The sequence below is a fragment of the Pseudomonas sp. PVC-5-1 genome (assembly GCF_057444345.1).
The window spans coordinates 3567907-3588048 of sequence record NZ_CM172024.1 but is presented as its reverse complement, the minus strand read 5'-3'; the positions used below and the strand labels follow the sequence as shown (position 1 = coordinate 3588048).

Sequence of the window (20142 nt, the reverse complement as noted above, 5' to 3'; positions counted from 1 at the left end):
CGTCGTCGCTCCTTAGTGGCTGGCCGCGGTGGCGCCCATTTCGTTGACTTGCTGGAAGCGGCTGAAGCGCTCCAGGGCAAAGGGTGCGATCAGTTCCGGCACCTTGCCGCCACTGGCGACCAGCTCGGCCATGGTCTTGCCGCAGATCGGCGTGGCCTTGAAACCCCAGGTGCCCCAGCCGGCGTCCAGGTAATAGTTGTGCACCGGCGACAGGCCCATGATCGGGCTGTAGTCCGGGGTCATGTCGGTGATCCCGGCCCACTGGCGCATCAGCTTGGCGTTGGCCATGAACGGGAACATCTCGATGGCGTGTGCCAGCAGGCTCTCCTTGAGGTCGAGGGTGGAGCGGGTGTTGTACAGCGGGTATGGGTCGGAGCCGCCGCCAAAGACGATCTCGCCGCGGCTGGTCTGCTGCACGTAGCAGTGCAGCGCCGAGGAGCTCACCAGTGGGTCGAGAAACGGCTTGAACGGCTGGGTGACCATGGCCTGCAGCGGGTAGGTGTGGATCGGCGCACGAATGCCGGCCTTGGCCATCAGCAGCGAACTGGCCCCGGCCACGGCCTGCACCACGCAACCGCACTGCACGGTGCCACGGTTGGTCTTCACCGCCTCGATGCGCCCGTTGCGGATCAGCAAGTCCTGCACTTCGGTCAGCTGGTGGATCTCGACGCCGCGCTTGGCCGCCTGCCTGGCGTAGCCCCAGGCCACTGCGTCGTGGCGGGCGGTGGCACCATCGATGTGCCAAAGGCCGGCGAGCACCGGCAGGTGACCGGGGTCGAGGTTCAGGCTTGGCACCAGTTCGTGGATCTGCTGGCGGTCGATCATCTCCGTGCGGCCACCGAAGTGCTTGTTGACCTCGGCGCGCTGGCGGAAGGCGCGCACGGTGGCGTCGGTGTGCGCGAGGGTGAGCTGACCGCGCTCGGAATACATGATGTTGAAGTCGAACTCGTTCGACAGGTTCTGGAACATGCGCACCGATTCTGCGTAAAAGCGCACACCCTCACTGGTGAGGTAGTTGGAGCGGATCACCGCTGTGTTGCGCGCAGTATTGCCGCCGCCCAGGTAGGCCTTTTCCAGCACGGCGACATTGGTGATGCCGTGGTACTTGGCCAGGTAGTAGGCGATGGCCACGCCGTGGCCGCCGCCGCCGATGATCACCACGTCATAGCGTGGCTTGAGTTCGCACGGTGGTGGCAGGTCGACCTCCACCGGGTAATCGGCGCTCAGGCCGTATTTCAGCAGGGCGAAAGGCATGCGGTGCGCTCCTGGTGGGCGGCCTGTTGTTGCAGGTCGAGGGCGAGCAGGGTGTTTTTCATCAGGTAGGCGATGGTCATCGGGCCGACGCCGCCGGGCACCGGGGTGATGCCGGCCACCTGGGGCAGGGCGGCGGCGAAGTCGACATCGCCGACCAGGCGGCTGTGGCCGCCTTCGTCGATGCGGTTGATACCGACATCGATCACCACCGCGCCGGGCTTTAGCCAGTCGGCACCGATCAGCCGCGGCTTGCCCACTGCGGCCACCAGGATGTCGGCCTGGCGGCACAAGGCCGGCAGGTCGCGGCTGCGCGAGTGCACCACGGTCACCGTGCAGTCGGCCTGCAGCAGCAGGGCGGCCATGGGCTTGCCGACGATGTTCGAGCGGCCGACCACCACCGCATGCTTGCCACGCAGTTCGCCACAGGCATCGCGCAGCAGGCGCATGCAGCCGCTGGGCGTGCACGGGGTGAGCACATCGCGGCCCTGGGCCAGGCCGCCGACGTTCTCGCTGTGGAAGCCGTCCACATCCTTCAGTGGGCTGATCGCCTGGAGAATGCGGTGTTCGTCGATATGGGCCGGCAACGGCAGTTGCACGAGAATGCCGTTGACCTCGGTGTCGCGGTTGAGGCGGTCGATCAGGGTCAGCAGCTCGGCCTGGCTGGTGCCTGCGGGCAGGCGATGCTCCAGCGAGCGGATGCCCACCTCTTCGGCACGCAGCACCTTGTTGCGCACGTACACCTGGCTGGCAGCGTCGGCGCCGACCAGCACCACCGCCAGGCCCGGTTGCACGCCGCCCTGGCGCAGCTCTTGCACCTGCTCGCGTACCTCGGCCAGCACCCGCGTCGCGGTGGCCTTGCCGTCGATCAGCTTGATACTGGGAGTGGCGTTCATTTGAAGATCACCGTGCGGTCGTGGTTCAGGAACACCCGATGCTCAAGGTGGTATTTCACGGCGCGGGACAGGGCGATGGTCTCGGTGTCGCGGCCGATGGCTACCAGGTCATCCGGTGCGTAGGCATGGTCCACGCGCTGCACTTCCTGCTCGATGATCGGGCCTTCGTCCAGGTCGCTGGTGACGTAGTGGGCGGTGGCGCCGATCAGCTTCACCCCGCGCTGGTAGGCCTGGTGATAAGGCTTGGCGCCTTTGAAACCGGGCAGGAACGAATGGTGGATGTTGATCGCCCGGCCTGACAGCTGGCGGCACAGGTCGTCGGAGAGGATCTGCATGTAGCGCGCCAGCACCACCAGTTCGGTGCCGGTGTCCTCGACGATGCGCAGCAGCGCGGCTTCCTGTTCGGCCTTGGTGTCCTTGCTGACCGGCAGGTAGACGAAACGGATGCCTTGGCGCTCGGCCATCGGGCGCAGGTCCAGGTGGTTGGAGACCACGGCGGTGATCTGCATGTCCAGCTCGCCCTTGGCATGGCGGTACAGCAGGTCGGACAGACAGTGGTCGAACTTGCTCACCATCAGCAGCACGCGCATCGGCCGGGCACTGCTGTGCAGGCTCCACTGCATGTCGAAGCGCTGGGCGACATCGGCAAAGCCGGCTTCCAGCTGCGGTGTGTCACCCGTGACACCGGTGTTGTAGCGGAACACCGCGCGCATGAAGAAGCGCCCGTTGTCCTCGTCGTCGAACTGCGCCATCTCGCTGATGTAGCAACCGTGCTCGGCCAGGTAGGTGGTCACCGCGGCGACGATGCCGGACACGGCCGGGCAACTGACGCGCAGGATGAAGTGATCGGGAGCGGGATGCATGTCGGATAGGCCTCGTGATGGAGTGGGGCAGGTCGGGCACAAGGGCAAAAGAGGCTTCGCGTGGAGGCGAAGAAATATTTCTTGGTAGGAATATAAATTTCCTTTAGGCGATTTATAGGCGAAGAGGCGGGTGACGGTCTAGAGGTTTGTGAATTTTTTTTGCCTGGCAGGAAAGTTTTAGCCGGGACCTGTAGGAGCGGGTTCACCCGCGAATAGGCCGGTACAGGCTATGATTGCTCCATGAGCACTACACCGCCTCTGCGCCAACCTTGCCCCCCTGGCGCCTGCGACTGCGGCCGCGAACACTTGGTCGATCACCCGCAGGCCGCTCAGCGCATCCTCCTGCTGACCCGCCAGGAAGAGAAACGCCTGCTCGACCGCCTGGAAAACCTCAAGGACCTGGAAGACCTGCAACGCCTGCAGCAGCGGATGTATGAAAACCTCGGCATTCGCGTGCACATTGCCCCCGGTTTCAACGAAGTGCGAACCATGCGCGGCATCGTCATCGAACTGGACGACCAGCCCGGCCTATGCCGCAAGACCCGGCAGTCGATCCCGGCGGCGATCCGCCGTGGGCTGGAGCGCAACCCGCAGGTGGCCTTCCGCTTGCTCGATACCCACGACCTGTTGCGGGATACCTGAAGACCGCGTCAGCCCCACTAATTTTTTCGCCGCACGCCACGTCTACTTGAAAGCCCCCCTGCGCCAGGCGCGCAGCGGCACCCATCACTCAAGGAGACAGGCAATGACTTCCGTTTTCGACCGCGACGATATCCAGTTCCAGGTAGTGGTCAACCACGAAGAGCAATACTCGATCTGGCCCGACTACAAAGCCATCCCCAGCGGCTGGCGTGCCGTAGGCAAGAGCGGCCTGAAGAAGGACTGCCTGGCCTACATCGATGAAGTCTGGACCGACATGCGCCCGCTGAGCCTGCGCCAGAAAATGGCCGAAGCCGTCGCCCAGTGACTGCATTGAACCTGCTGTGCCTGCCGTATTCCGGGGCCAGCGCCATGGTCTACAGCCGCTGGCGGCGCAAGCTGCCGACGTGGCTGCAGGTGCGCCCGGTGGAACTGCCCGGGCGTGGTGCGCGCATGGCCGAGCCACTGCACACCGACATGCAGGCCCTGGCCCGGCAACTGGCCGCCGAACAGCGCCTGGCGGCCAGCATCCCCTACGCGCTGCTCGGCCATAGCCTGGGCGCCTTGCTGGCCTTCGAGCTGGCCCATGAGCTGCAGGCGCTGGGCTGCCCGGCGCCACTGGCCCTGTTTGCCTGCGGCACCGCAGCGCCGACCCGCCGCGAGGACTACGACGGCAAGAACTGGCGCGAGCCCAAGAGCGACGCCGAGTTGATCGGCGAGTTGCGCGAGCTTCAGGGCACGCCCGAGGAAGTGCTGGCCAACGCCGAGCTGATGAGCCTGACCTTGCCCACCCTGCGCGCCGACTTCCTGCTGTGTGGTACCTACGCCTACCGACAGCGGCCGGCCTTGCAGTGCCCGCTGCACGTGTTGGGCGGCATGCAGGACCGCGCCAGTGACGAGCAGTTGCAGGCCTGGCGCAAGGAAACCCACGGGGCGTTCTCGCTGCAGATGTTCCCTGGCGGCCACTTCTTCATCCATGAGCATGAGGACCGGGTGCTCGCTGCGCTGACCGCGTCGCTGCAACCGCTTCGGCTGTCCGCCTGATTGACGGCACCGCTTGCCTTGGGGGAGGCTAGGCCTTTTCCCAGGCAAGAGGCAGACAATGCTGATCGATCCCCACAAGGCCACGCTGCTGGTCGTCGACATCCAGGAAAAACTCATCGGCGCCATGAGCGACCCTGAAGGCACCCGCGCACGGGCACGCTGGTTGCTGGCGGCGACGAACGAGCTGGAACTGCCGACGGTGATTTCCGAGCAGTACCCCAAGGGCCTGGGCCATACCCTGGCCGAACTGCTGGCCGCAGCGCCGGCCGCCGAGGTGGTGGAGAAAAGCCATTTTTCCTGCGTGGCCGCCGAATGCCTGCCAGCGAGTTTGATGGCGCGCGAGCAAGTGATTGTCTGTGGCATGGAAACCCACGTGTGTGTGCTGCAGACCGTGCTCGGCCTGCTGGCGCTGGGCAAGCAGGTGTTCGTGGTCGAGGATGCCTGTGACAGCCGTACCCCGGCGAGCAAGGCTGCAGGGCTGGCGCGCATGCGGGCTGCGGGGGCGCAGGTGGTGACCCGCGAAATGGTTTTGTTCGAGCTTATGGGCAGTGCCGGCCACCCGCTGTTCCGGCACATCAGCAAGACCTACCTGGTCGGTGAACAGCCCTGAACGGCCGGTTACTGGCTGCCGGGTTGATGGCCCTGGCGCTGCTGCAAGGCTGCGCCGGGCGCCGTGAGGAAGCACCCGAGGCGGACCCGGCCAAGGTCCGCTCCCAACTGCTGCGGCTGTTACCCGCCCAGGCCAAGGACCGCGAGGGCTGGGCCCGGGACATTCAGGTGGCGTTCGAGGCCCAGCGTATTGCCCCCAGCAAGAGCAACCTGTGTGCGGTGCTGGCGGTGACCGAACAGGAATCGACCTTCAATGCCGACCCGCAGGTGCCCAACCTGGGGCGTATCGCCCGGGAGGAAATCGACCGCCGCGCCGCGCGCCTGCATATCCCCAAGCTGCTGGTCGATGGTGCACTGAAGACGCCGTCGGGTAATGGCAAGAGCTACCAGCAGCGTTTGCAGGCGGTGCGCAGCGAGAAGCAGTTGAGCGAACTGTATGACGAAGTCATCGCTCGCGTGCCGCTGGGCAAGACCTTGCTGGGCGGGCTGAACCCGGTGCATACCGGTGGGCCGATGCAGGTCAGCATCGACTTTGCCGAAAAGCATGCGCGGGATTACCCCTACAGCCATGATGGCAGCATTCGCCAGGAAGTGTTCACCCGGCGCGGCGGCATGTATTTCGGTATCGCCCACTTGCTAGGCTATTCGGCCAACTATGATCGCCAGCTGTATCGCTTTGCCGATTTCAACGCGGGCTGGTACGCAAGCCGCAATGCGGCATTTCAGGCGGCACTGAGCAAGGCGACGGGGGCGACGCTGGCGCTGGATGGCGACCTGGTGGCGCCGGGCTCGATCATGCCCGGGACCACTGAAAAGGCGGCACGCAAACTGGGAGGAAAGCTGGGCCTGCGCAACCCGCAGATTCGCAGCCAGCTGGAGCAGGGCGATAGTCTGGCCTTCGAGGACAGCAAGCTGTACAGCGGGGTGTTCGCCCTGGCCGATGCAGCGGCCGGCAAGCCGGTGCCACGGGCGGTGCTGCCGGGGATCCAGCTGAAAAGCCCGAAGATCACCCGCAAGCTGACCACGGCGTGGTTTGCCGGGCGGGTGGATGAGCGTTATCAGCGGTGCATGAAGCGCTAGCTGTCCATTGCTTGCACCGGCCTCTTCGCGGGCTTGCCCGCTCCCACAGGTACCTCACTGTTCTCTGGCCCTGTGCTATCCCTGTGGGAGCGGGCAAGCCCGCGAAGAGGCCGGCACAGCCAACATCAGCTTTCGCCCAGGGCGGCAACCACCAGATCCACACTGGCCTTCAACCCGGCAAACGCATCCTCAGGGTCACTCTCCACCACCACCAACTTCGCCCCGGACGCCTTGATCACCTCGGCCACAGCCGCTTCCGGCTGCCGATGGTCCAGCACCAGCGCCACATCCTGCGCTTTCAGGTTGTCCCCCAGCGCCTTCAGCGCAGTCGCATCCCACTCGGCTGGCAGCGGCTGCTCGACCACGTCCAGGTTCAACCCGCTGGCCAGATAACCCAGCCGTTCCGACAGGCTCACCACCGTCAGGTTGTCGACCTTGGCCAAGCGTGTCTGGCTGCTGGCCGAAAGCTCCAGCAACTGGCGTTTGAGCCCGGCCAGGTTGCCCTGGATCTGCGCCTTGTCGCCCGGCGCCAACCGCTCCAGGTCATTGGCTACCACGTCGGCCATGCGCCCGAAGTTGGTCGGGTTGAGCCAGGGGTAGGCGCCATAGGCCTCGTCGCCGCTCACCGCTATGCCCGGCAGCGCGCCATCCACTGGCCGTGCTGCGTCGATTTCGACGATCCGGATATTGCTACGCCGGGCCATCGGGTACAGCGGGTCGTCACGCCAGATCGAGCGCACGCCGATCACCGCGTCGGCCTGCTGCGCGGCCTTGTGCAGGCTGGCGCCACCGCGACCGCTGAAATAGGAAGGCTGGCGGCTGGCAGGCAGGTTGGCGGGTGCTGCACGCTTGAGTTGCACCTTGGTGCCCTCGAGCAAGGCGCTGGCCAGGCTGTGGGTGACGGGCAGGGTGGTCAGCACTTGCGTGGCGAAAGACAGCGACGGCAGGCTGGCCAGGGCCAGCGCCAGGGTCAGGCGTTTCAGGTTCATGCCGGGTTTCCTTGCAGGCGGGGGACGAGGGCGCGGGCCAGCGCCGCCAGCGCGAAGCAGATGCCCGCGACCAGGATGATCGCGGCGCCGGACGGCACCGGCAGGTCGAAAACGATTGGCAGCAGGATGCCCAGCAGCGTGCTCAGCGTGGCGATCAGCACCGACAGGAAGAAAAAGCCCTTCAGCGACTGGCTGACCAGGCGTGCGGCGGCAGCGGGGATCACCAGCAGCGCCCCGACCAGGATCGCCCCGATCACCTTCACCGAGGCCACGGTGACCAGGGTCACCAGCACCACGAACAGGTAGTCCAGGGTTTTCACCGCCACCCCGCGCACGGCCGCCAGCTGTGGGTTGAAACTGGCCAGCATGATGCGGTTGTACAGCGGCACGGCCAATGCCAGCACCAGCACCGCGACGATGCCCAGCACCACCAGGTCCTGGCCGCTGACGGTCAGCACCGAGCCGAACAGCACGTTCTCGAGGATGTGCACGTTGATCTTGCCCGCCAGCATCAGCAGCAGGCTGGCGCCCAGCGCCAGCGACACCGATAGGAATACGCCGATCAGTGTGTCCGGCGACAGCCCGGTGCGGTTGCGCAGGAAGTTGAGCAAGATGCCGAACAGCAGGCAGTAGCCGAACAGGCTGCCGTAGGGGCCGGTGTAGGGCTCGCCCAGCAGGATGCCGATGGCCACGCCGGTCAGCGCGGCATGGCCGACCGCCTCGGAGAAGAAGGCAAAACGCTTGACCACCACCAGGGTGCCCAGGCCGCCCAGCACCGGGCCGATCATCAAACCGGCCAGCAAAGCGTTGACCACGAAGCCGTAGGCCAGCGCCTCGGGCAGGTAGCCGGCAGTGGCCCAGTCCTGGACTGTTTGCCGAAAGATTTCGAAACTCATCAGGCAAGGCTCTCGCTACGCGGGTGAACGGAGAACAGGCCGAGCAGGCGCTCCGGGGTAAGGGCCTGGGCGGGCGGGGCGTCGAACAGTACCTGGCGGCTCAGGCCGGTAACCCGGTCGGCCAGGCGCAGCACAGCTTCCAGGTCGTGTTCGATCCACAGCACGGTGGTGCCGGCCTGGCGCCAGCCCTGCAGCAGTTGTTCGAACACCTGGATGCCGGCTTCATCCAGCGCCGACATCGGCTCGTCCAGCACCAGCAGTTGCGGCTCGGGAATCAGGCCCTGGGCCAGCAGCACGCGTTGGCGTTCGCCACCGGAAAGCGCGCCCATGCGCCGTTTGCGCTTGTCGAGCATGCCGACCCGCGCCAGGGCCGCGTCGATGGCTGGCTGCACACGGCGCGACAGGCCGAGGAAGGCGGGGCGGCGCTGGCACATGGCAGCCATGAAGTCGTCCACGGTCATCGGCAGGCCACGGTCGAACTCCAGCGCCTGCGGCACATAGCCGATCACTTCGCGTTCGCCGGGCCAGTGCAGGCTCAGCTGGCCCTGGTGTGGCATTTGCCCAAGCAGGGTCTTGATCAGCGAACTCTTGCCGCCGCCGTTGGGGCCGACGATGGCATGCACGCTGCCGGCGGCGACGTTGAAGCTGACCTGTTCGAGGATGCGGGTGCGGCCCAGGGTCAGGTCGATGCCGGCAAACTCGATGCGCGGCCCGCAGGCTGTCACCAGGTTGGCGGCGGCGGTCATGCGCGGTTCTCCTGGATGGCGCGGACCACGGTGTCGAGGTTGCGCTTCATCTCCACTTCGTACTTGTCCTTGGTGTATTCGCCGTAGGAGATGTGCGTAAGCGGGTACAGGCGCACGCCGGATTCACGCTGGATGGTTTCGACATAGGCCGACGGGAAGTCCATTTCCGAGAAGATCACCCGCACGTCCAGCGCCTTGAGCTGGTCGATGGTCTTCTTCAGCTGGGCCGGGCTGGGTTCGATGCCATGGGCTGGCTCGACCACCGCAGTCACCTCCAGGCCGAAGTCACGTACCAGGTAGTCGTAGGCGGCATGGATGGTGGCGACCCGGAAGGTGGCGCTGGGCGCCTCGGTGACCTTGGCCAGTGCTTCGGCGCGCAGTGCGCGCAGGCGCTTGGCATAGGCGCGGGCGTTTTGCGTGTACAGCTTGGCGTTGTCCGGGTCGAGCTTGCCCAGTTCGCGGGCGATGTTGTTGACCTGGGCGATGGTGGTGCTGATCGACAGGAAGGTGTGCGGGTTGACCACCTTGCCGGCGCCGCGGGCGGCAATGCCGGTGGCCGCCAGCAAGGGTACGTTCTGGTTGGCCTCTATGGTGTTTATGTCGGGCTTCTCGCTGGCGGCGATCATGCGGTCGGCGAAATCGTCATGGCCGACGCCGTTCAGTACCACCACGTCCAGGGTACCGATGCGCTTGATGTCCTCGGCCCGTGGCTCGTAGGCATGGGGGTTGAACCCTGCCGGAATCAGCGGCACCACTTCGGCCTTGTCGCCGACGATGTTGCTCACATAGCTGTAGTAGGGGTGCAGGGTAATGCCGATACGCAGGGGCTTGCCGTTATCGGCCAGGGCCTGTGCCGGCAGGGCAATGGCCAGGAGCAGGGCGAGGGCGGAGCGGAGCATGGGGAAGTCCTTGGGTTCAATGACGGTGTTCGCGGGTGACCCCGGCGTCGTAATGGCTGACCACCTGCTGCCAGCCGGCGGCGATCAGGGCGGCCTGGCCAAGGTCGTCCGGGGTCACGGCGGCGCTGTCGCGGCGCAGCCAGACATCGGCCTGGCCGGTGCTGTCGGCCGGCAGGATCAGCAGCAGGCTGCCGGCCACTTCCGGGGCCTGGCTGCGGCCAAGGTAGGCCCCGGTCTCCAGCCACGACCATTGGTGGCTGCCGCGGCTCTGGCTGCCGGCATCGACCACGAACGGTGGCAGGCCTTCCTCGGCAAGTGCCTGTACGCTGGGCGCAGCGGTGTTCTCTTCACGCAGCAGCTGGATTTCGTCGAAGGCCACCCGCAAGTCGGTGTACAGGCCTTGCTCGGCGGCGGTCAGGTCGCGACGGGCGTCTATCTGGTGGCTGGCGATGGCCTGTTCATCCTCGCGTTCGCCGCGCAGCAGCACCACGCCGGTGGCGAGTACCACGATCAGCAGGCTGACCAGCAGCACGTACAGGGTTTCGTGCCCGGCGCCGGCCGGGCGAATCACTTGGGCGCGGCTCATGGCTGGGCTATATCGGCGTAGTCGACTTCCACCACGTGCCCGGGGCCGGCATCGAACAGCACGTAGAACTCGCCGTCCGGGCGCTTGAAGGTCAGGGTCGAGTCATCACCGAGCTTGCCGCCGACCAGCACCTGTTCGTCGTAGCCGATCACATCCAGGGTAACTCCGGGGGCGCCGCTGCCGTCCGAGAAGCCGCCGGTGCACTTGACCTGGCCGCCGGCCAGCTCTTCACACTCGCACATCGGGTTGTGCGCCAGGGCCGGGCAGGCGGCCAGCACCAGCAAGGGCAGGGCGAGGGTGCGTATCAGGTGTTTCATTTCTTGCCTCCTTGTTTCTCGAGCCAGGCCACGGTGGCTGGCGATGCCTTGGCCAGAGGGACGGACGCCTGGTGCATGCTGCCGTCCCAGCCTTCCAGGGTGATCCAGATCTGCGCGTCGGGCTTGGTGCGTGGCGGGATCGGCAACGAGGTGCCCATGTTGTACGGCGCGCCGAAGAAAATCGTGCCGGCGGCGCGCAGGCTGCGCGGTTTGCCGATGCGCAGGTAGGCCGCCTTGACGCCGTTGACGCAGGCCTTGCACAGCGATGCATTGAAGACCTTGAAGTGGCCGGCCGGGCCATCGGCGCGGGGAGCCTCGTCACGCATCTCGGCCAGGTCCAGGGTATAGGGGCCGACCTGGATGTCGTGGATCACATTGGCGCCGAGCCCCGCTTCGCCGCGAAACAGCTTGGCCTCGGCGAAGTACTTGGGCATGAAGCCCAGCGGGATGAGGATCAGCAGGATGTTCAAGTGAAAACGCCACTTCAGCCACAGTTGCTTCAGCGGGCTGATGGGCACGGCTTGGGCCTGGCTCATGGGCGGATCTCCACGGTGGGTTCATGGCGCGCCATGCGCGGTGCGCGTTCGCTGCGCTTGAGGGCGGCGGCGGTGGCCTGGGCGGTGCGTTTGGTCCAGATCAGCAAACCGCTGAACACCATCAGGGTGAGGACCAGGCCGAAGAAGAACCACACCAGCTTGATCGGCAGGCCGCCGAAATCGCCGGTGTGCAGCGGGCGCATGGATTCGGTGACGAACTCCAGGGCGGAGCGGTCGCTGATCAGGAACTGACTGTCGACATTGCGCGTGTACGGGTTGACCGAGGCGCTTTGGAACATCAGCGGGTACCAGCCTGGTCCGGCCAGGGTGATGTGGCTGTAGGCGGTAGCCGGCAGCGAGATGAAGCTGATCTCCAGCCCCGGGACCGCCAGGCCGGCGATGCGTGCCGCTTCATCCAGGTCGATGCGCGCTGCCGGGCTGCCATTCGGGGTTTGCGGCACGTCTTCACGGGCGATTACCGGCACGATGGGCCGGCTGGAAATGGTGATGTGGTTGTCGGCCAGGATTGCCTGGATCAGGAACCAGGTGCCGGTGATGGAAATAACCGCGATGAACCAGATCGACCAGACCCCGGCCAGGCGGTGCAGGTCGCCCCAGAAAATTCGCGAACCGTGGCCGGTGCGCACCGGCTTGAAGAAGCCCCTCCAGAACTTCTTGTACACCACCAGGCCGGTTACCAGCGAAGCCAGCATGGGCAGCCCGAGCAACGACACCAGGTACCAGCCCCAGCTGAAACCGCTGGTGAACGGCACCAGCCACCAGCCGTGCAAGGCGCGGGTGAAGGCTTCGAAGTTGAAGTCCGGGGTCTTGCCCTGGATGGCCCCGGTGTAGGGGTTTACATAAAGCGTCGGGCTGGTGCCGTCAGGCAGGGTGACATTGGCCTTGACCGCGAAGTGCGAACCGTCGGGCTGGATCAGCCGCTCCACCACCATGTCCGGCTCGGCCTTGTGCAGGGCGTCCAGTACCTGCTGGAAGCTCAGGCGCTCGGCGTCGGCGTCGGGCTTGTTGGCGCGCACGGCGGGGTCGGCCAGCCAGACGATTTCCTGGCTGACCACCGCGAGCATGCCGGTGAAGCAGACGATCAGGACAAAGAACCAGATCGGCAAGGCGAGCCAGCTGTGGACCAGGAACCACAGCCTGGATTTGGATTTTTTTGGTGATTTGGCCATCTGACGGTCTTCTGCAATGGGGAGTCGAGCGTGTGCCCAGCCAAAGAGGGGCTGTATTGATAAGGACGAATGAGAATCGAAAACCTGCCGTTTTAAATGCAAGCAAATGTTTCAGGATGCGAAGGAACCTGAAAGCTGGCGCGACCCTGTAGGAGCGGCCTTGTGTCGCGAAAGGGCTGCAAAGCAGCCCCGGCAATTTGTGCACCTGCGCTGAAACCCAGGGGCTGCTGCGCAGCCCTTTCGCGACACAAGGCCGCTCCTACAGGACCTGTACATGCCTGGAGGGCAGTGCTGGTCTTGCAGGGGATCAGGCGCGGGTCAGGGCCACGGCCGGTTGCGGCTTGCCGTGCAGCTGCGCCAGGTCCTGGTACAGCGCGCGGCCAATTTCCGCAGCGCGCGCCGGCAGCACCGAGAGCAGGGTGTCACTCAGGCCGTGGCTGTTTTCGCAGAAGCCCTGCAGGTACACCGAGGCCTGCAGGTCGGGGCTGGCCAGCACGCGGTAGTTGCGGTCGACGCTGAAATCTTCCAGGTAGCCGGCCAGGGGCGCCAGCAGGTCACGGTGCGAGCGGCGCTCGTAACCGGTGGCGAGTATCACCGCGTCGTAGCGGTGGGTCTGCTGCTGGCCGGTGGCGAGGTCGCGCAGTGTCAGCTCCAGGCCTTCGCGGGTGGCCACCACGGCTTCGACCTGGCGCCGGCACAGCACGTTGTGGCGGTACTGGTGGGCGACCTTCTGCCGGTAGAGGATGCCGTAGATGCGTTCGATCAGGTTGAGGTCGACCACCGAATAGTTGGTGTTGTGGTATTCACCCAGCAGCTTGCTGCGCTGGTCGGCCGGTTCGTTGTAGACCAGGTCGGTGTAGTCCGGCGAGAAGATCTCGTTGACGAACGGGCTGTCATCGGCGGGCTTGAGGGCCGAACCGCGCAGGATCATGTCGACCTTGACCGACGGATAGCTGTCGTTGAGGTCGATGAACGCCTCGGCGGCGCTCTGGCCCGAGCCGATCACGGCAATGCGCATCGGCTTGCCGGTGGTGCATGGCAGCTTGTTCAGGCTGCTCAGGTACTGGGAGTGGTGGAATACCCGCGGGTCGTCCTTGAAGGCACCGAACTTTTCCGGGATTTTCGGCGTGCCGCCGCTGCCTACCACCACCGAACGGGTGCGGCGGCTGTATTCGCGGCCTTGGGCGTCGCGCGAGACCAGGCGCAGGTGCTCGACCCGGCCGGCCTGCACGTCCGGCTCGATGCGCAGCACTTCCTCGCCATATACCGCCTGGGTGGCGAAGTGCTCGGCGGCCCAGCGCAGGTAGTCGTTGTACTCGAGGCGGCACGGGTAGAAGGTGCCGAGGTTGATGAAGTCGGCCAGGCGCTGCTTCTGGTGCAGGTAGTTGACGAAACTGTAGGGGCTGGTGGGGTTGCGCAGCGACACCAAGTCCTTGAGGAACGAGATCTGCAGCTCGCTCTGAGTGGCCAGGGTTTCGCCGTGCCAGCGATAGTCCTGCTGCTTGTCGATGAACAGCGCGTCGAGGGCATGGCCCTGAGACTCGGCGAGTTCCTCCAGGGCGATGGCCAGGGCCAGGTTGGAAGGGCCGAAGCCCACGCCGATCAGATCTTTGATGGTTTCCTGCTGTGAGGGCTGGCTCATGGCTGCGATTCCCTGAATGGTCGAATTTGGACGCCCGCCGGGGCTCCGGCTCCTGCGCAAGTACATGTGTTGGAACGAGCCAGTCGGGGGGGAATTTAAGCGGACTAAAGAACTGTGAGGGGTGGCCGATAGGGGGTACGACAAGGAGCCAACTCGAGGCAAGGAACCGAGATGAGCGGGATAACAGCAAGCAATTTGATAATCAACGGCGTTTCGGCCCAGACGCTGAGTGCGAACGCAACTGCCGATCGCGAGCAGGCGAAACAGGCTGGTGAGGCACTGGGGCCCTTGAGCATCAGTAGCGACAGCATGAAGGTTGGCGGGGCTGGCCAGGCGCAATCCACGGACAGTGAAGGCAGTGGGGAGTCACAGGCCGTGTCCGAGCTGCGTCAGTTGATCAAGGATTTGCAGAAGCAGCTGGCCGAGGAGCAGAAGCAGCTTGCTGCATTGATGGACAGCAAAATGGACGAGGCTGCCAAGGCGGCTGCGGTGGGAGCCAAGCAGGCGAGCATTGCCACTATCAACGGGCAGATCATGGCGGCCACGGCGCAGTTACTGGAGTTGTTGCAGCAAGAGGGTGGCAGCAGCGCGGGCGGAATGGTCAGCGCCACGGCCTGACGAACTTGGGGCTGCTGTGCAGCCCATCGCCGGCAAGCCGGCTCCCACATGGACCGCGCAGGGCAGTTGCTCTCGCAGGCCTGGTGCTGTCACTGTGGGAGCTGGCTTGCCGGCGATAGGGCCGGTGCAGGCCCCATCATTCCGGCTCCGGTCATTCGGCCGCCAGGCGCCCCTTGTTCTGCCGCTCTGCCTTGTACTGCATGGCCACCGCCGGCGCCGGCTTGGCAGCACCGGTTTCCAGCCACTGGCGCATGCGGCTGGCATCGGCGAAGTGGGTGTACTTGCCAAAGGCGTCGAGGATCACCATGGCCACCGGGCGGTTGTCCATGCGGGTCAGCAGCACCAGGCAGTGGCCGGCTTCATTGGTGAAGCCGGTCTTGGTCAGCTTGATGTCCCAGTTGCTCTTGTTCACCAGGTGGTCGGTGTTGCGGAAGCCCAGGGTGTAGTTGGGCTTGCGAAAGGCCACGGTCTTCTCGCGGGTGGTCGACAGTTCGCTCAGCATCGGGTACTTGCGCGACGCCATCAGCAGCTTGGCAAGGTCACGGGCCGTGGACACGTTCTGCGTCGACAGGCCGGTCGGCTCGACGTAGCGGGTGTGCGCCATGCCCAGGCTGCGGGCCTTGGCGTTCATCGCCTTGATGAACGCCGGGTAGCCGCCGGGGTAATGGTTGGCCAGGGTGTTGGCCGCACGGTTTTCCGATGACATCAGGGTAATCAGCAAGGTTTCGCGGCGGTCGAGCTGGCTGCCCAGCCGCACACGCGAATACACGCCTTTCATTTCCGGGTTGTTGGCAATGGTCATGGTGAGCATCTCATCCATGGGCTGCTTGGCATCCAGCACTACCATCGCCGTCATCAGTTTGGTCACCGAGGCAATCGGCACCACGCGGTCGGCGTGGCTCGAATACAGCTCCTGGTTGGTGTTCAGGTCGATCAGCAGGGCGCTGCCCGAGGCGAGGTGCAGCTTGGATGGGTCACGTTGAACCTGGGCCGGGGGTTGTGCAGCAGCGGTCGACGGAAGGGTCGCAGTACCTGTGAGCAACAGCAGCAGGCTGAGGATGGACAGGGATGTTTTCACGTTGAGGCTCACTAAAAGTTGGTATGTCGTTGGCTGTGCAAGGGTTTTCCCCCAAAAAACCGCTGCATTCTGGAGTATGGCTGATTTGCTGTCGAATGCCTTATGACTAAAGGGCGCAACGTGAACGAAATTTAATCCGGTACCATTTTGGTACCATTTTCTGACAGACCAAGCTTTTCAATTTCTGCCCAGTCGTTCGCCGAGTTTAGCCATTTTGCGTAGGTACTCAGAAGAACCTGAACTGAGTGCCCCAGCTGGCCTGCAATGAAGGCTGGATTCATGCCGGCCATTAGGCACATCGTTGCATATGTGTGCCTGCAATTGTACTGGGGCCGCGCAGGTATGCCGGTCCCCTTCAGGGCCTGGATAAAGTGTGTTCCAGGTGTGTCAGGGGAAAGCATGTGTGGCGATGACCCTGACGGTTGAAAAACATACGGCGACGAGGTTGAGACCCGGCGCTTCTGCGTTGCCCGATCTTCTGCAATCTCACGCGCCTTGCTCAGAGCCTCCAAAGCGCGTGCGTTGAGCATCACGGTCCGGGTGTACTTTGTCTTGGTCCGCTCTATAACCTGCTTCTCGACCACGATTCGACAAATGAACGCGGTCTTTTTCTCAAGGTCGATCTCGTCCCATCGAAGCGCCATGATCTCGCCGGTTCTCATGCCGGTGAAGAAGGCAAACTCGAAGAATGCAGTGTAGATCTGGTTGCATCGGGACAGGTTCGACCGCATCCATTCCAGCAGAACTTCTGCTTCCTTTACTGAGAATGGCTCTACTGCCTTGCGATTCTTTTGCGGCAGCTGAATGGCCTCAGCAGGACTCCTGTCTACTGCCTCATCAAAAACTGCCTGCTTGAACATCCGCTTCGCGATCGCAATCGCAGCTCTCTTCACTGTAGAACTCTTCCACGCGGTACCAGATACCACCCTCCTCAGGTCCAGCGTTGATATGCCCTTGATAGGGCGTGTCGCCAGCTTGGGCATCCAGTACCTATTCAACAATCCTTTGTAATTCGACCTGGTGTCGTTCACGACCTCAAGGCAGTCAAGCCAGCTTTGAGCGTATTCGCCGAAAGTGATCTCTGTTGCCCTGTCGATGTAAGTCGATTTGGGGAACAATTCGGCGTACCGCTGCTCATCCAGTACGCCATGCCTTATCAGGCTCTTTACTTGAGCGCGTAGATCTGCGGCCGCCTTGATCCCCTTTGCGGTTTGGGGATACGGGAGGGTTTCAGTTCGACGTTCACCATTCCAAATGAAGCGGATGCGGATTGCGCTTCTGTGGAACTCAACTCCAGCGGGTAGCCCCATGCTCCTTCCAGCCACGCTTCGTATCTCCTAATGCTGTAGAAAATCCGGTTGTCAATCTTTTTCCAAACGCCTTCCGGGATCACGCCACGGACGCGCTTTCCTTCCAGCGCGCGTTGCGTGATTCCAATCAATTCAGCCATTTTCTTCTCGGGTACCTTGTCCAAGGCCCAAGTCAACGGCTTATGGTCTTCCTGCATAGGTGCTCTCCACGCCGCCGGTGGCGGCAGGTTGGTGGTTAGCCGCGGTGCAGCCTGATCATTTCGCGGGCATGCTCGAGGGATGCCAGGTGTTCTTCCTCGGCACCGACTCGGCCATTGGCATCAGGCGTGGTCACGGCAACCAGGTGCTCAAGAGCGGCCACAAGCTCATCGCGCTGTTTGCCCTCGGCCCGGCCGATATCCCAGAACTCTTTGCCCCAATGGCCTTCCGGCGGCGGGTTGCTGTTCTGCTTGCCGAAGGCCATGGCGCCGATGATTGCGTCACAGAGCAGCCGCTTGTAGATGTTCTCGCCATCCAGACCCAGGCCACCGCGTCGGCGCAGAGTGTTGACGACCTCGTCGACATTCAGGCCGCTGTCTTTGAGCACGATGTCGAGCTCGGGCTTGCCCGGGGTATAGATGACCAGGGCCAGCTTTGCGCCTGGCCACAGATCGGCCGCGATGCGCTCCAGGCAGTCATTGGCGGTTTGATGAAATTGCTGAGTTGCGGACATAGGGAATCCTCGCCCGCGCATGTCGGCGGGCTTGAGTAGTAGGGGGGAGGGGTGAGTTTTATTCAGCCGCAGCGGACGCGCGGCGAATGGAAGGTTTGCGGGCGAGCAGGACGGACGGCTTCGAAGTACAGCTTCCACATGTCGTCCCAGGCCTCTTTCATCGTCGAGCCCTGGCCGGTGCACCCCATTCGCCGGCACCACCAGGAGCCGTTCCAGTAGGTCATGCGCGCTTTCATGGTCGCGGTCCTTTGTAGATCAGGTAGGCCATGTACATCAGGGGCAGGATCATGATTTTCGCTCCAGGAAGCACCAGACCAGCGCAGCAAAGCTGCAGGCAATACCGATGAGGTAGCCGATCGCCGCGGCGCCATTGGAGCCGACGCCATTGGCCGCGATGAAGAACAGTAGCGACAGGATCAGGCAGAATTGGTAGTTGCTCATTGGCACAGTTCCTTCGGCACCTGGACGGTATCGCCGAGCTTGGCGGCGACGATGGCGCGGCAGGCGGCGATCAGGGCGCTGTCACCGGCCTGGCAAAACTCCCCCTTGTCGGTGATCACCCAGCCGGCCCAGATGTCGTCTGTGCTCTGTGGGCAATGGAGGCTGACCATGCGTTTCTCGACCAGCGGCCCGCCCAGCGCCCAGTCCTCCGACGGGTTAAAGCGCTCGGTGCGCTCGGTCACTGCGGCGCGGTACAGGGCGAACACCCGCCACGGCACGCCGTTGTAGCCGGGCGGAGCCAGCTGCAGGTCCAGGCCTTCAGCCTTGCCTACTGCCCAGCCCAAGGCCTCGCCGACCAGGTCTGCCGTCTTCACTTCGATCAGGTCGGTCATGTCGTCACCTCCACACCCAAGCCCAGGGAGGTGATGTTCTTCTTGAGATCATCCAGGTAGCGGCTGTAGTTGAACTCACCTCCCTCGACATCAGAGAAGTACTCCACGTATGGCGTTCGCATCGGGAACTGCACGACGGCTTCTGCTCGAGACTCTTCCCAAACAACCTGCATCAGATCCTTGTGGTCGATCATCTTCCGCGCAGCACTGACCTGCCCGCTACCCTGGAGCACTCTCAAGGTGTTCCGATGCCAGGCCTCGAACTGCGCTTGCACTGTCGTCGTTTCGGTCACAGCTCATACCTCTCATCAATCCAGCGCCCAGGCGCCATGGCGGGTGTAGGTTCGGGTTGGGTTTCGTGCGGGGAGAGCTGGCGCTGGTTGCCGGCCTGCAGCTGGCTGTCGGGGATGCAGCTGATGCCGACCCCATTCAGCAGGTAGCAGGTGACGCCGCGCTGGCTGTCGTGCTGCACGTCGATGACGTTCTCGGTTGCGCTGGCGCCTGTGGCCAGCAGCAGGAGGCAGAGGACGAGGCGGGTCATGGCTGCACCCTCCTGAACTCGATGGCCCAGACCCAAGGGTTGGCGTCCCAGTCCCCGCCGGTGGAATTCCAAAGCTCGGCGAAGGCATCAAAAGCGGCGGTTGCCGGAATGAATTCGTACATCGACCGGGCCAGGCCCTCTTTGCAGATCTGGCCGATGGTGATGTGCTGCAGCAGCTCAATTCGAACCTCGGTGATCTCCAGCAGAATGCGGCTGGCCCAGCGGGGCATGTGGATGCTTGGCCGTGCACGCCAGATACGGTCAGGGTCGGCGGCAGAGTACGAACCATTGCGCAAGGCGCGGGGATAGTGGCGGTTCGGCTCATTTGGCGGCTCGCCATCAGCGCGGTAGTGGATGCGGCGAGAGCCATTCCACTTGTCGCAGTCGCCCTCGGGGTATGAGGACGTCCATTCGCCCGCCTGCCAGAAGCTTTCTCGCCCCCACAACAGGTCGCCTGGTTGGCCATAAGGGCAGAGGTCGGCGTAGTAGCCGGCGCTGTTCGGGTGCACCTTGCCATCCGCCGGCAGCTCATGGCACTCGCCCAACTGAACGCCATAGCCAATTTCCTTGAGTGACCTTGCGCTGACCACGCGGCGGGTAACCGTTTTGCGGCCATCCAGCACAGCGCTGGCCATCGGCCCGTTGAACAGCATCGGGCGTTCCTTTGCTTGAGACATAGCTTCGCCTTGGCCGCCATATCGCGGCATTGAATAGAGGGGAGGGGTAGATGGTGCGTCTGAAAGCTCGATTCTAGAGCCCCTGAGCGGGGCAGATTGGATAGCGAAGCGGGGGGTTCTAACGCCTAAAATAGAATTAATGCTTGGGTAAAGAAGTTTTAATTTCTTCCAATTCTATTTTGTTGCCGGT

At 63.9% G+C, this 20142-nt stretch carries 28 protein-coding genes; 6 read left to right on the top strand and 22 right to left on the bottom strand.

Annotated elements, in window-relative coordinates:
* Nucleotides 1-12: 12 nt before the first annotated feature.
* Genes AC2T3R_RS16445 through purU form a run of 3 tightly spaced genes read right to left on the bottom strand, consistent with a single transcriptional unit; the run spans nucleotide 13 to nucleotide 3010 of the window.
* A complete protein-coding gene (locus AC2T3R_RS16445) occupies nucleotides 13-1254 on the bottom strand; it encodes an FAD-dependent oxidoreductase (RefSeq protein ID WP_100412867.1) in 1242 nt (413 codons plus the stop codon).
* Nucleotides 1236-2147: a bifunctional methylenetetrahydrofolate dehydrogenase/methenyltetrahydrofolate cyclohydrolase FolD gene (folD, locus tag AC2T3R_RS16440; protein ID WP_486743979.1), complete on the bottom strand. Its 912-nt coding sequence runs from the start codon at nucleotides 2145-2147 to the stop codon at nucleotides 1236-1238. Before folD ends, AC2T3R_RS16445 begins: the two co-directional genes overlap by 19 nt.
* The gene (gene purU, locus AC2T3R_RS16435; RefSeq protein WP_013973142.1) at nucleotides 2144-3010 is read right to left on the bottom strand and encodes a formyltetrahydrofolate deformylase; all 867 of its coding nucleotides are present in this window, start codon (nucleotides 3008-3010) and stop codon (nucleotides 2144-2146) included. Before purU ends, folD begins: the two co-directional genes overlap by 4 nt.
* A gap of 240 nt (nucleotides 3011-3250) precedes the next feature.
* Between purU and AC2T3R_RS16430 the strand changes: the two genes are divergently transcribed.
* The 5 genes from AC2T3R_RS16430 (at nucleotide 3251) to AC2T3R_RS16410 (ending at nucleotide 6382) form a co-directional block, all read left to right on the top strand.
* On the top strand, nucleotides 3251-3652 hold the full coding sequence (locus AC2T3R_RS16430) for a hypothetical protein (RefSeq protein ID WP_015270832.1): 402 nt from the start codon (nucleotides 3251-3253) through the stop codon (nucleotides 3650-3652).
* Between the two features lie 103 nt (nucleotides 3653-3755).
* On the top strand, nucleotides 3756-3977 hold the full coding sequence (locus AC2T3R_RS16425; RefSeq protein WP_486743978.1) for an MbtH family protein: 222 nt from the start codon (nucleotides 3756-3758) through the stop codon (nucleotides 3975-3977).
* Nucleotides 3974-4693: a thioesterase II family protein gene (locus tag AC2T3R_RS16420; protein WP_486743977.1), complete on the top strand. Its 720-nt coding sequence runs from the start codon at nucleotides 3974-3976 to the stop codon at nucleotides 4691-4693. The genes AC2T3R_RS16425 and AC2T3R_RS16420 overlap by 4 nt, the downstream gene beginning before the upstream one ends.
* A 58-nt stretch (nucleotides 4694-4751) precedes the next feature.
* Nucleotides 4752-5303 carry a hydrolase gene (locus AC2T3R_RS16415; protein WP_025338669.1) on the top strand — a complete coding sequence of 184 codons (552 nt, stop codon included), beginning with the start codon at nucleotides 4752-4754 and terminating at the stop codon, nucleotides 5301-5303.
* Nucleotides 5304-5329: 26 nt separating this feature from the next.
* Entirely contained in the window at nucleotides 5330-6382 is a 1053-nt protein-coding gene (locus AC2T3R_RS16410) for a DUF1615 domain-containing protein (RefSeq protein ID WP_486743976.1), read from the top strand.
* 125 nt (nucleotides 6383-6507) lie between these two features.
* Here the strand turns inward: AC2T3R_RS16410 and AC2T3R_RS16405 are convergent, their stop codons facing one another.
* From AC2T3R_RS16405 to AC2T3R_RS16365, 9 genes are all read right to left on the bottom strand, one after another.
* The gene (locus AC2T3R_RS16405; protein WP_486743975.1) at nucleotides 6508-7371 is read right to left on the bottom strand and encodes a metal ABC transporter substrate-binding protein; all 864 of its coding nucleotides are present in this window, start codon (nucleotides 7369-7371) and stop codon (nucleotides 6508-6510) included.
* Nucleotides 7368-8267 (bottom strand): metal ABC transporter permease, encoded by a 900-nt coding sequence (locus AC2T3R_RS16400; RefSeq protein ID WP_013973136.1) that lies wholly within the window; start codon nucleotides 8265-8267, stop codon nucleotides 7368-7370. The genes AC2T3R_RS16405 and AC2T3R_RS16400 overlap by 4 nt, the downstream gene beginning before the upstream one ends.
* Nucleotides 8267-9013 carry a metal ABC transporter ATP-binding protein gene (locus tag AC2T3R_RS16395; protein WP_486743974.1) on the bottom strand — a complete coding sequence of 249 codons (747 nt, stop codon included), beginning with the start codon at nucleotides 9011-9013 and terminating at the stop codon, nucleotides 8267-8269. Before AC2T3R_RS16395 ends, AC2T3R_RS16400 begins: the two co-directional genes overlap by 1 nt.
* Nucleotides 9010-9912: a metal ABC transporter substrate-binding protein gene (locus AC2T3R_RS16390; protein ID WP_015270825.1), complete on the bottom strand. Its 903-nt coding sequence runs from the start codon at nucleotides 9910-9912 to the stop codon at nucleotides 9010-9012. Before AC2T3R_RS16390 ends, AC2T3R_RS16395 begins: the two co-directional genes overlap by 4 nt.
* A gap of 16 nt (nucleotides 9913-9928) precedes the next feature.
* A complete protein-coding gene (locus tag AC2T3R_RS16385; protein ID WP_367245590.1) occupies nucleotides 9929-10498 on the bottom strand; it encodes a DUF6162 family protein in 570 nt (189 codons plus the stop codon).
* Complete coding sequence (locus AC2T3R_RS16380; protein WP_013973133.1) at nucleotides 10495-10815, bottom strand: hypothetical protein; 321 nt, start codon at nucleotides 10813-10815, stop codon at nucleotides 10495-10497. The genes AC2T3R_RS16385 and AC2T3R_RS16380 overlap by 4 nt, the downstream gene beginning before the upstream one ends.
* Nucleotides 10812-11351 (bottom strand): thiamine pyrophosphate-binding protein, encoded by a 540-nt coding sequence (locus AC2T3R_RS16375; protein ID WP_486743973.1) that lies wholly within the window; start codon nucleotides 11349-11351, stop codon nucleotides 10812-10814. The genes AC2T3R_RS16380 and AC2T3R_RS16375 overlap by 4 nt, the downstream gene beginning before the upstream one ends.
* Nucleotides 11348-12541, bottom strand: a complete 1194-nt coding sequence (locus AC2T3R_RS16370) for a PepSY-associated TM helix domain-containing protein (protein ID WP_015270822.1) — start codon at nucleotides 12539-12541, stop codon at nucleotides 11348-11350. The genes AC2T3R_RS16375 and AC2T3R_RS16370 overlap by 4 nt, the downstream gene beginning before the upstream one ends.
* A gap of 307 nt (nucleotides 12542-12848) precedes the next feature.
* Complete coding sequence (locus AC2T3R_RS16365) at nucleotides 12849-14183, bottom strand: lysine N(6)-hydroxylase/L-ornithine N(5)-oxygenase family protein (RefSeq protein WP_486743972.1); 1335 nt, start codon at nucleotides 14181-14183, stop codon at nucleotides 12849-12851.
* Nucleotides 14184-14354: 171 nt separating this feature from the next.
* Between AC2T3R_RS16365 and AC2T3R_RS16360 the strand changes: the two genes are divergently transcribed.
* Complete coding sequence (locus AC2T3R_RS16360) at nucleotides 14355-14801, top strand: hypothetical protein (protein WP_013973129.1); 447 nt, start codon at nucleotides 14355-14357, stop codon at nucleotides 14799-14801.
* A 151-nt stretch (nucleotides 14802-14952) separates the two neighbouring features.
* Here AC2T3R_RS16360 and pbpG read toward each other — a convergent pair whose 3' ends face one another.
* The 10 genes from pbpG to AC2T3R_RS16310 form a co-directional block, all read right to left on the bottom strand.
* Nucleotides 14953-15879, bottom strand: coding sequence for a D-alanyl-D-alanine endopeptidase (gene pbpG, locus AC2T3R_RS16355; RefSeq protein WP_023662495.1), 927 nt, complete (start codon nucleotides 15877-15879; stop codon nucleotides 14953-14955).
* Between the two features lie 131 nt (nucleotides 15880-16010).
* Nucleotides 16011-17144 carry a tyrosine-type recombinase/integrase gene (locus AC2T3R_RS16350; protein ID WP_285691317.1) on the bottom strand — a complete coding sequence of 378 codons (1134 nt, stop codon included), beginning with the start codon at nucleotides 17142-17144 and terminating at the stop codon, nucleotides 16011-16013.
* Nucleotides 17045-17386: a hypothetical protein gene (locus AC2T3R_RS16345; protein WP_247727032.1), complete on the bottom strand. Its 342-nt coding sequence runs from the start codon at nucleotides 17384-17386 to the stop codon at nucleotides 17045-17047. Before AC2T3R_RS16345 ends, AC2T3R_RS16350 begins: the two co-directional genes overlap by 100 nt.
* Before the next feature lie 38 nt (nucleotides 17387-17424).
* Nucleotides 17425-17901, bottom strand: coding sequence for a hypothetical protein (locus AC2T3R_RS16340; protein ID WP_486743971.1), 477 nt, complete (start codon nucleotides 17899-17901; stop codon nucleotides 17425-17427).
* Nucleotides 17902-17963: 62 nt separating this feature from the next.
* Nucleotides 17964-18137 (bottom strand): hypothetical protein, encoded by a 174-nt coding sequence (locus AC2T3R_RS16335; protein ID WP_023661633.1) that lies wholly within the window; start codon nucleotides 18135-18137, stop codon nucleotides 17964-17966.
* A 49-nt stretch (nucleotides 18138-18186) separates the two neighbouring features.
* Nucleotides 18187-18342 (bottom strand): hypothetical protein, encoded by a 156-nt coding sequence (locus tag AC2T3R_RS16330; RefSeq protein ID WP_023661632.1) that lies wholly within the window; start codon nucleotides 18340-18342, stop codon nucleotides 18187-18189.
* Entirely contained in the window at nucleotides 18339-18734 is a 396-nt protein-coding gene (locus AC2T3R_RS16325; RefSeq protein ID WP_486743970.1) for a DUF2591 domain-containing protein, read from the bottom strand. The genes AC2T3R_RS16330 and AC2T3R_RS16325 overlap by 4 nt, the downstream gene beginning before the upstream one ends.
* Complete coding sequence (locus AC2T3R_RS16320) at nucleotides 18731-19027, bottom strand: hypothetical protein (RefSeq protein WP_486743969.1); 297 nt, start codon at nucleotides 19025-19027, stop codon at nucleotides 18731-18733. Before AC2T3R_RS16320 ends, AC2T3R_RS16325 begins: the two co-directional genes overlap by 4 nt.
* Entirely contained in the window at nucleotides 19024-19275 is a 252-nt protein-coding gene (locus tag AC2T3R_RS16315) for a hypothetical protein (RefSeq protein ID WP_486743968.1), read from the bottom strand. The genes AC2T3R_RS16320 and AC2T3R_RS16315 overlap by 4 nt, the downstream gene beginning before the upstream one ends.
* On the bottom strand, nucleotides 19272-19952 hold the full coding sequence (locus AC2T3R_RS16310; RefSeq protein WP_486743967.1) for a morphogenetic protein: 681 nt from the start codon (nucleotides 19950-19952) through the stop codon (nucleotides 19272-19274). The genes AC2T3R_RS16315 and AC2T3R_RS16310 overlap by 4 nt, the downstream gene beginning before the upstream one ends.
* Nucleotides 19953-20142: the final 190 nt, after the last annotated feature.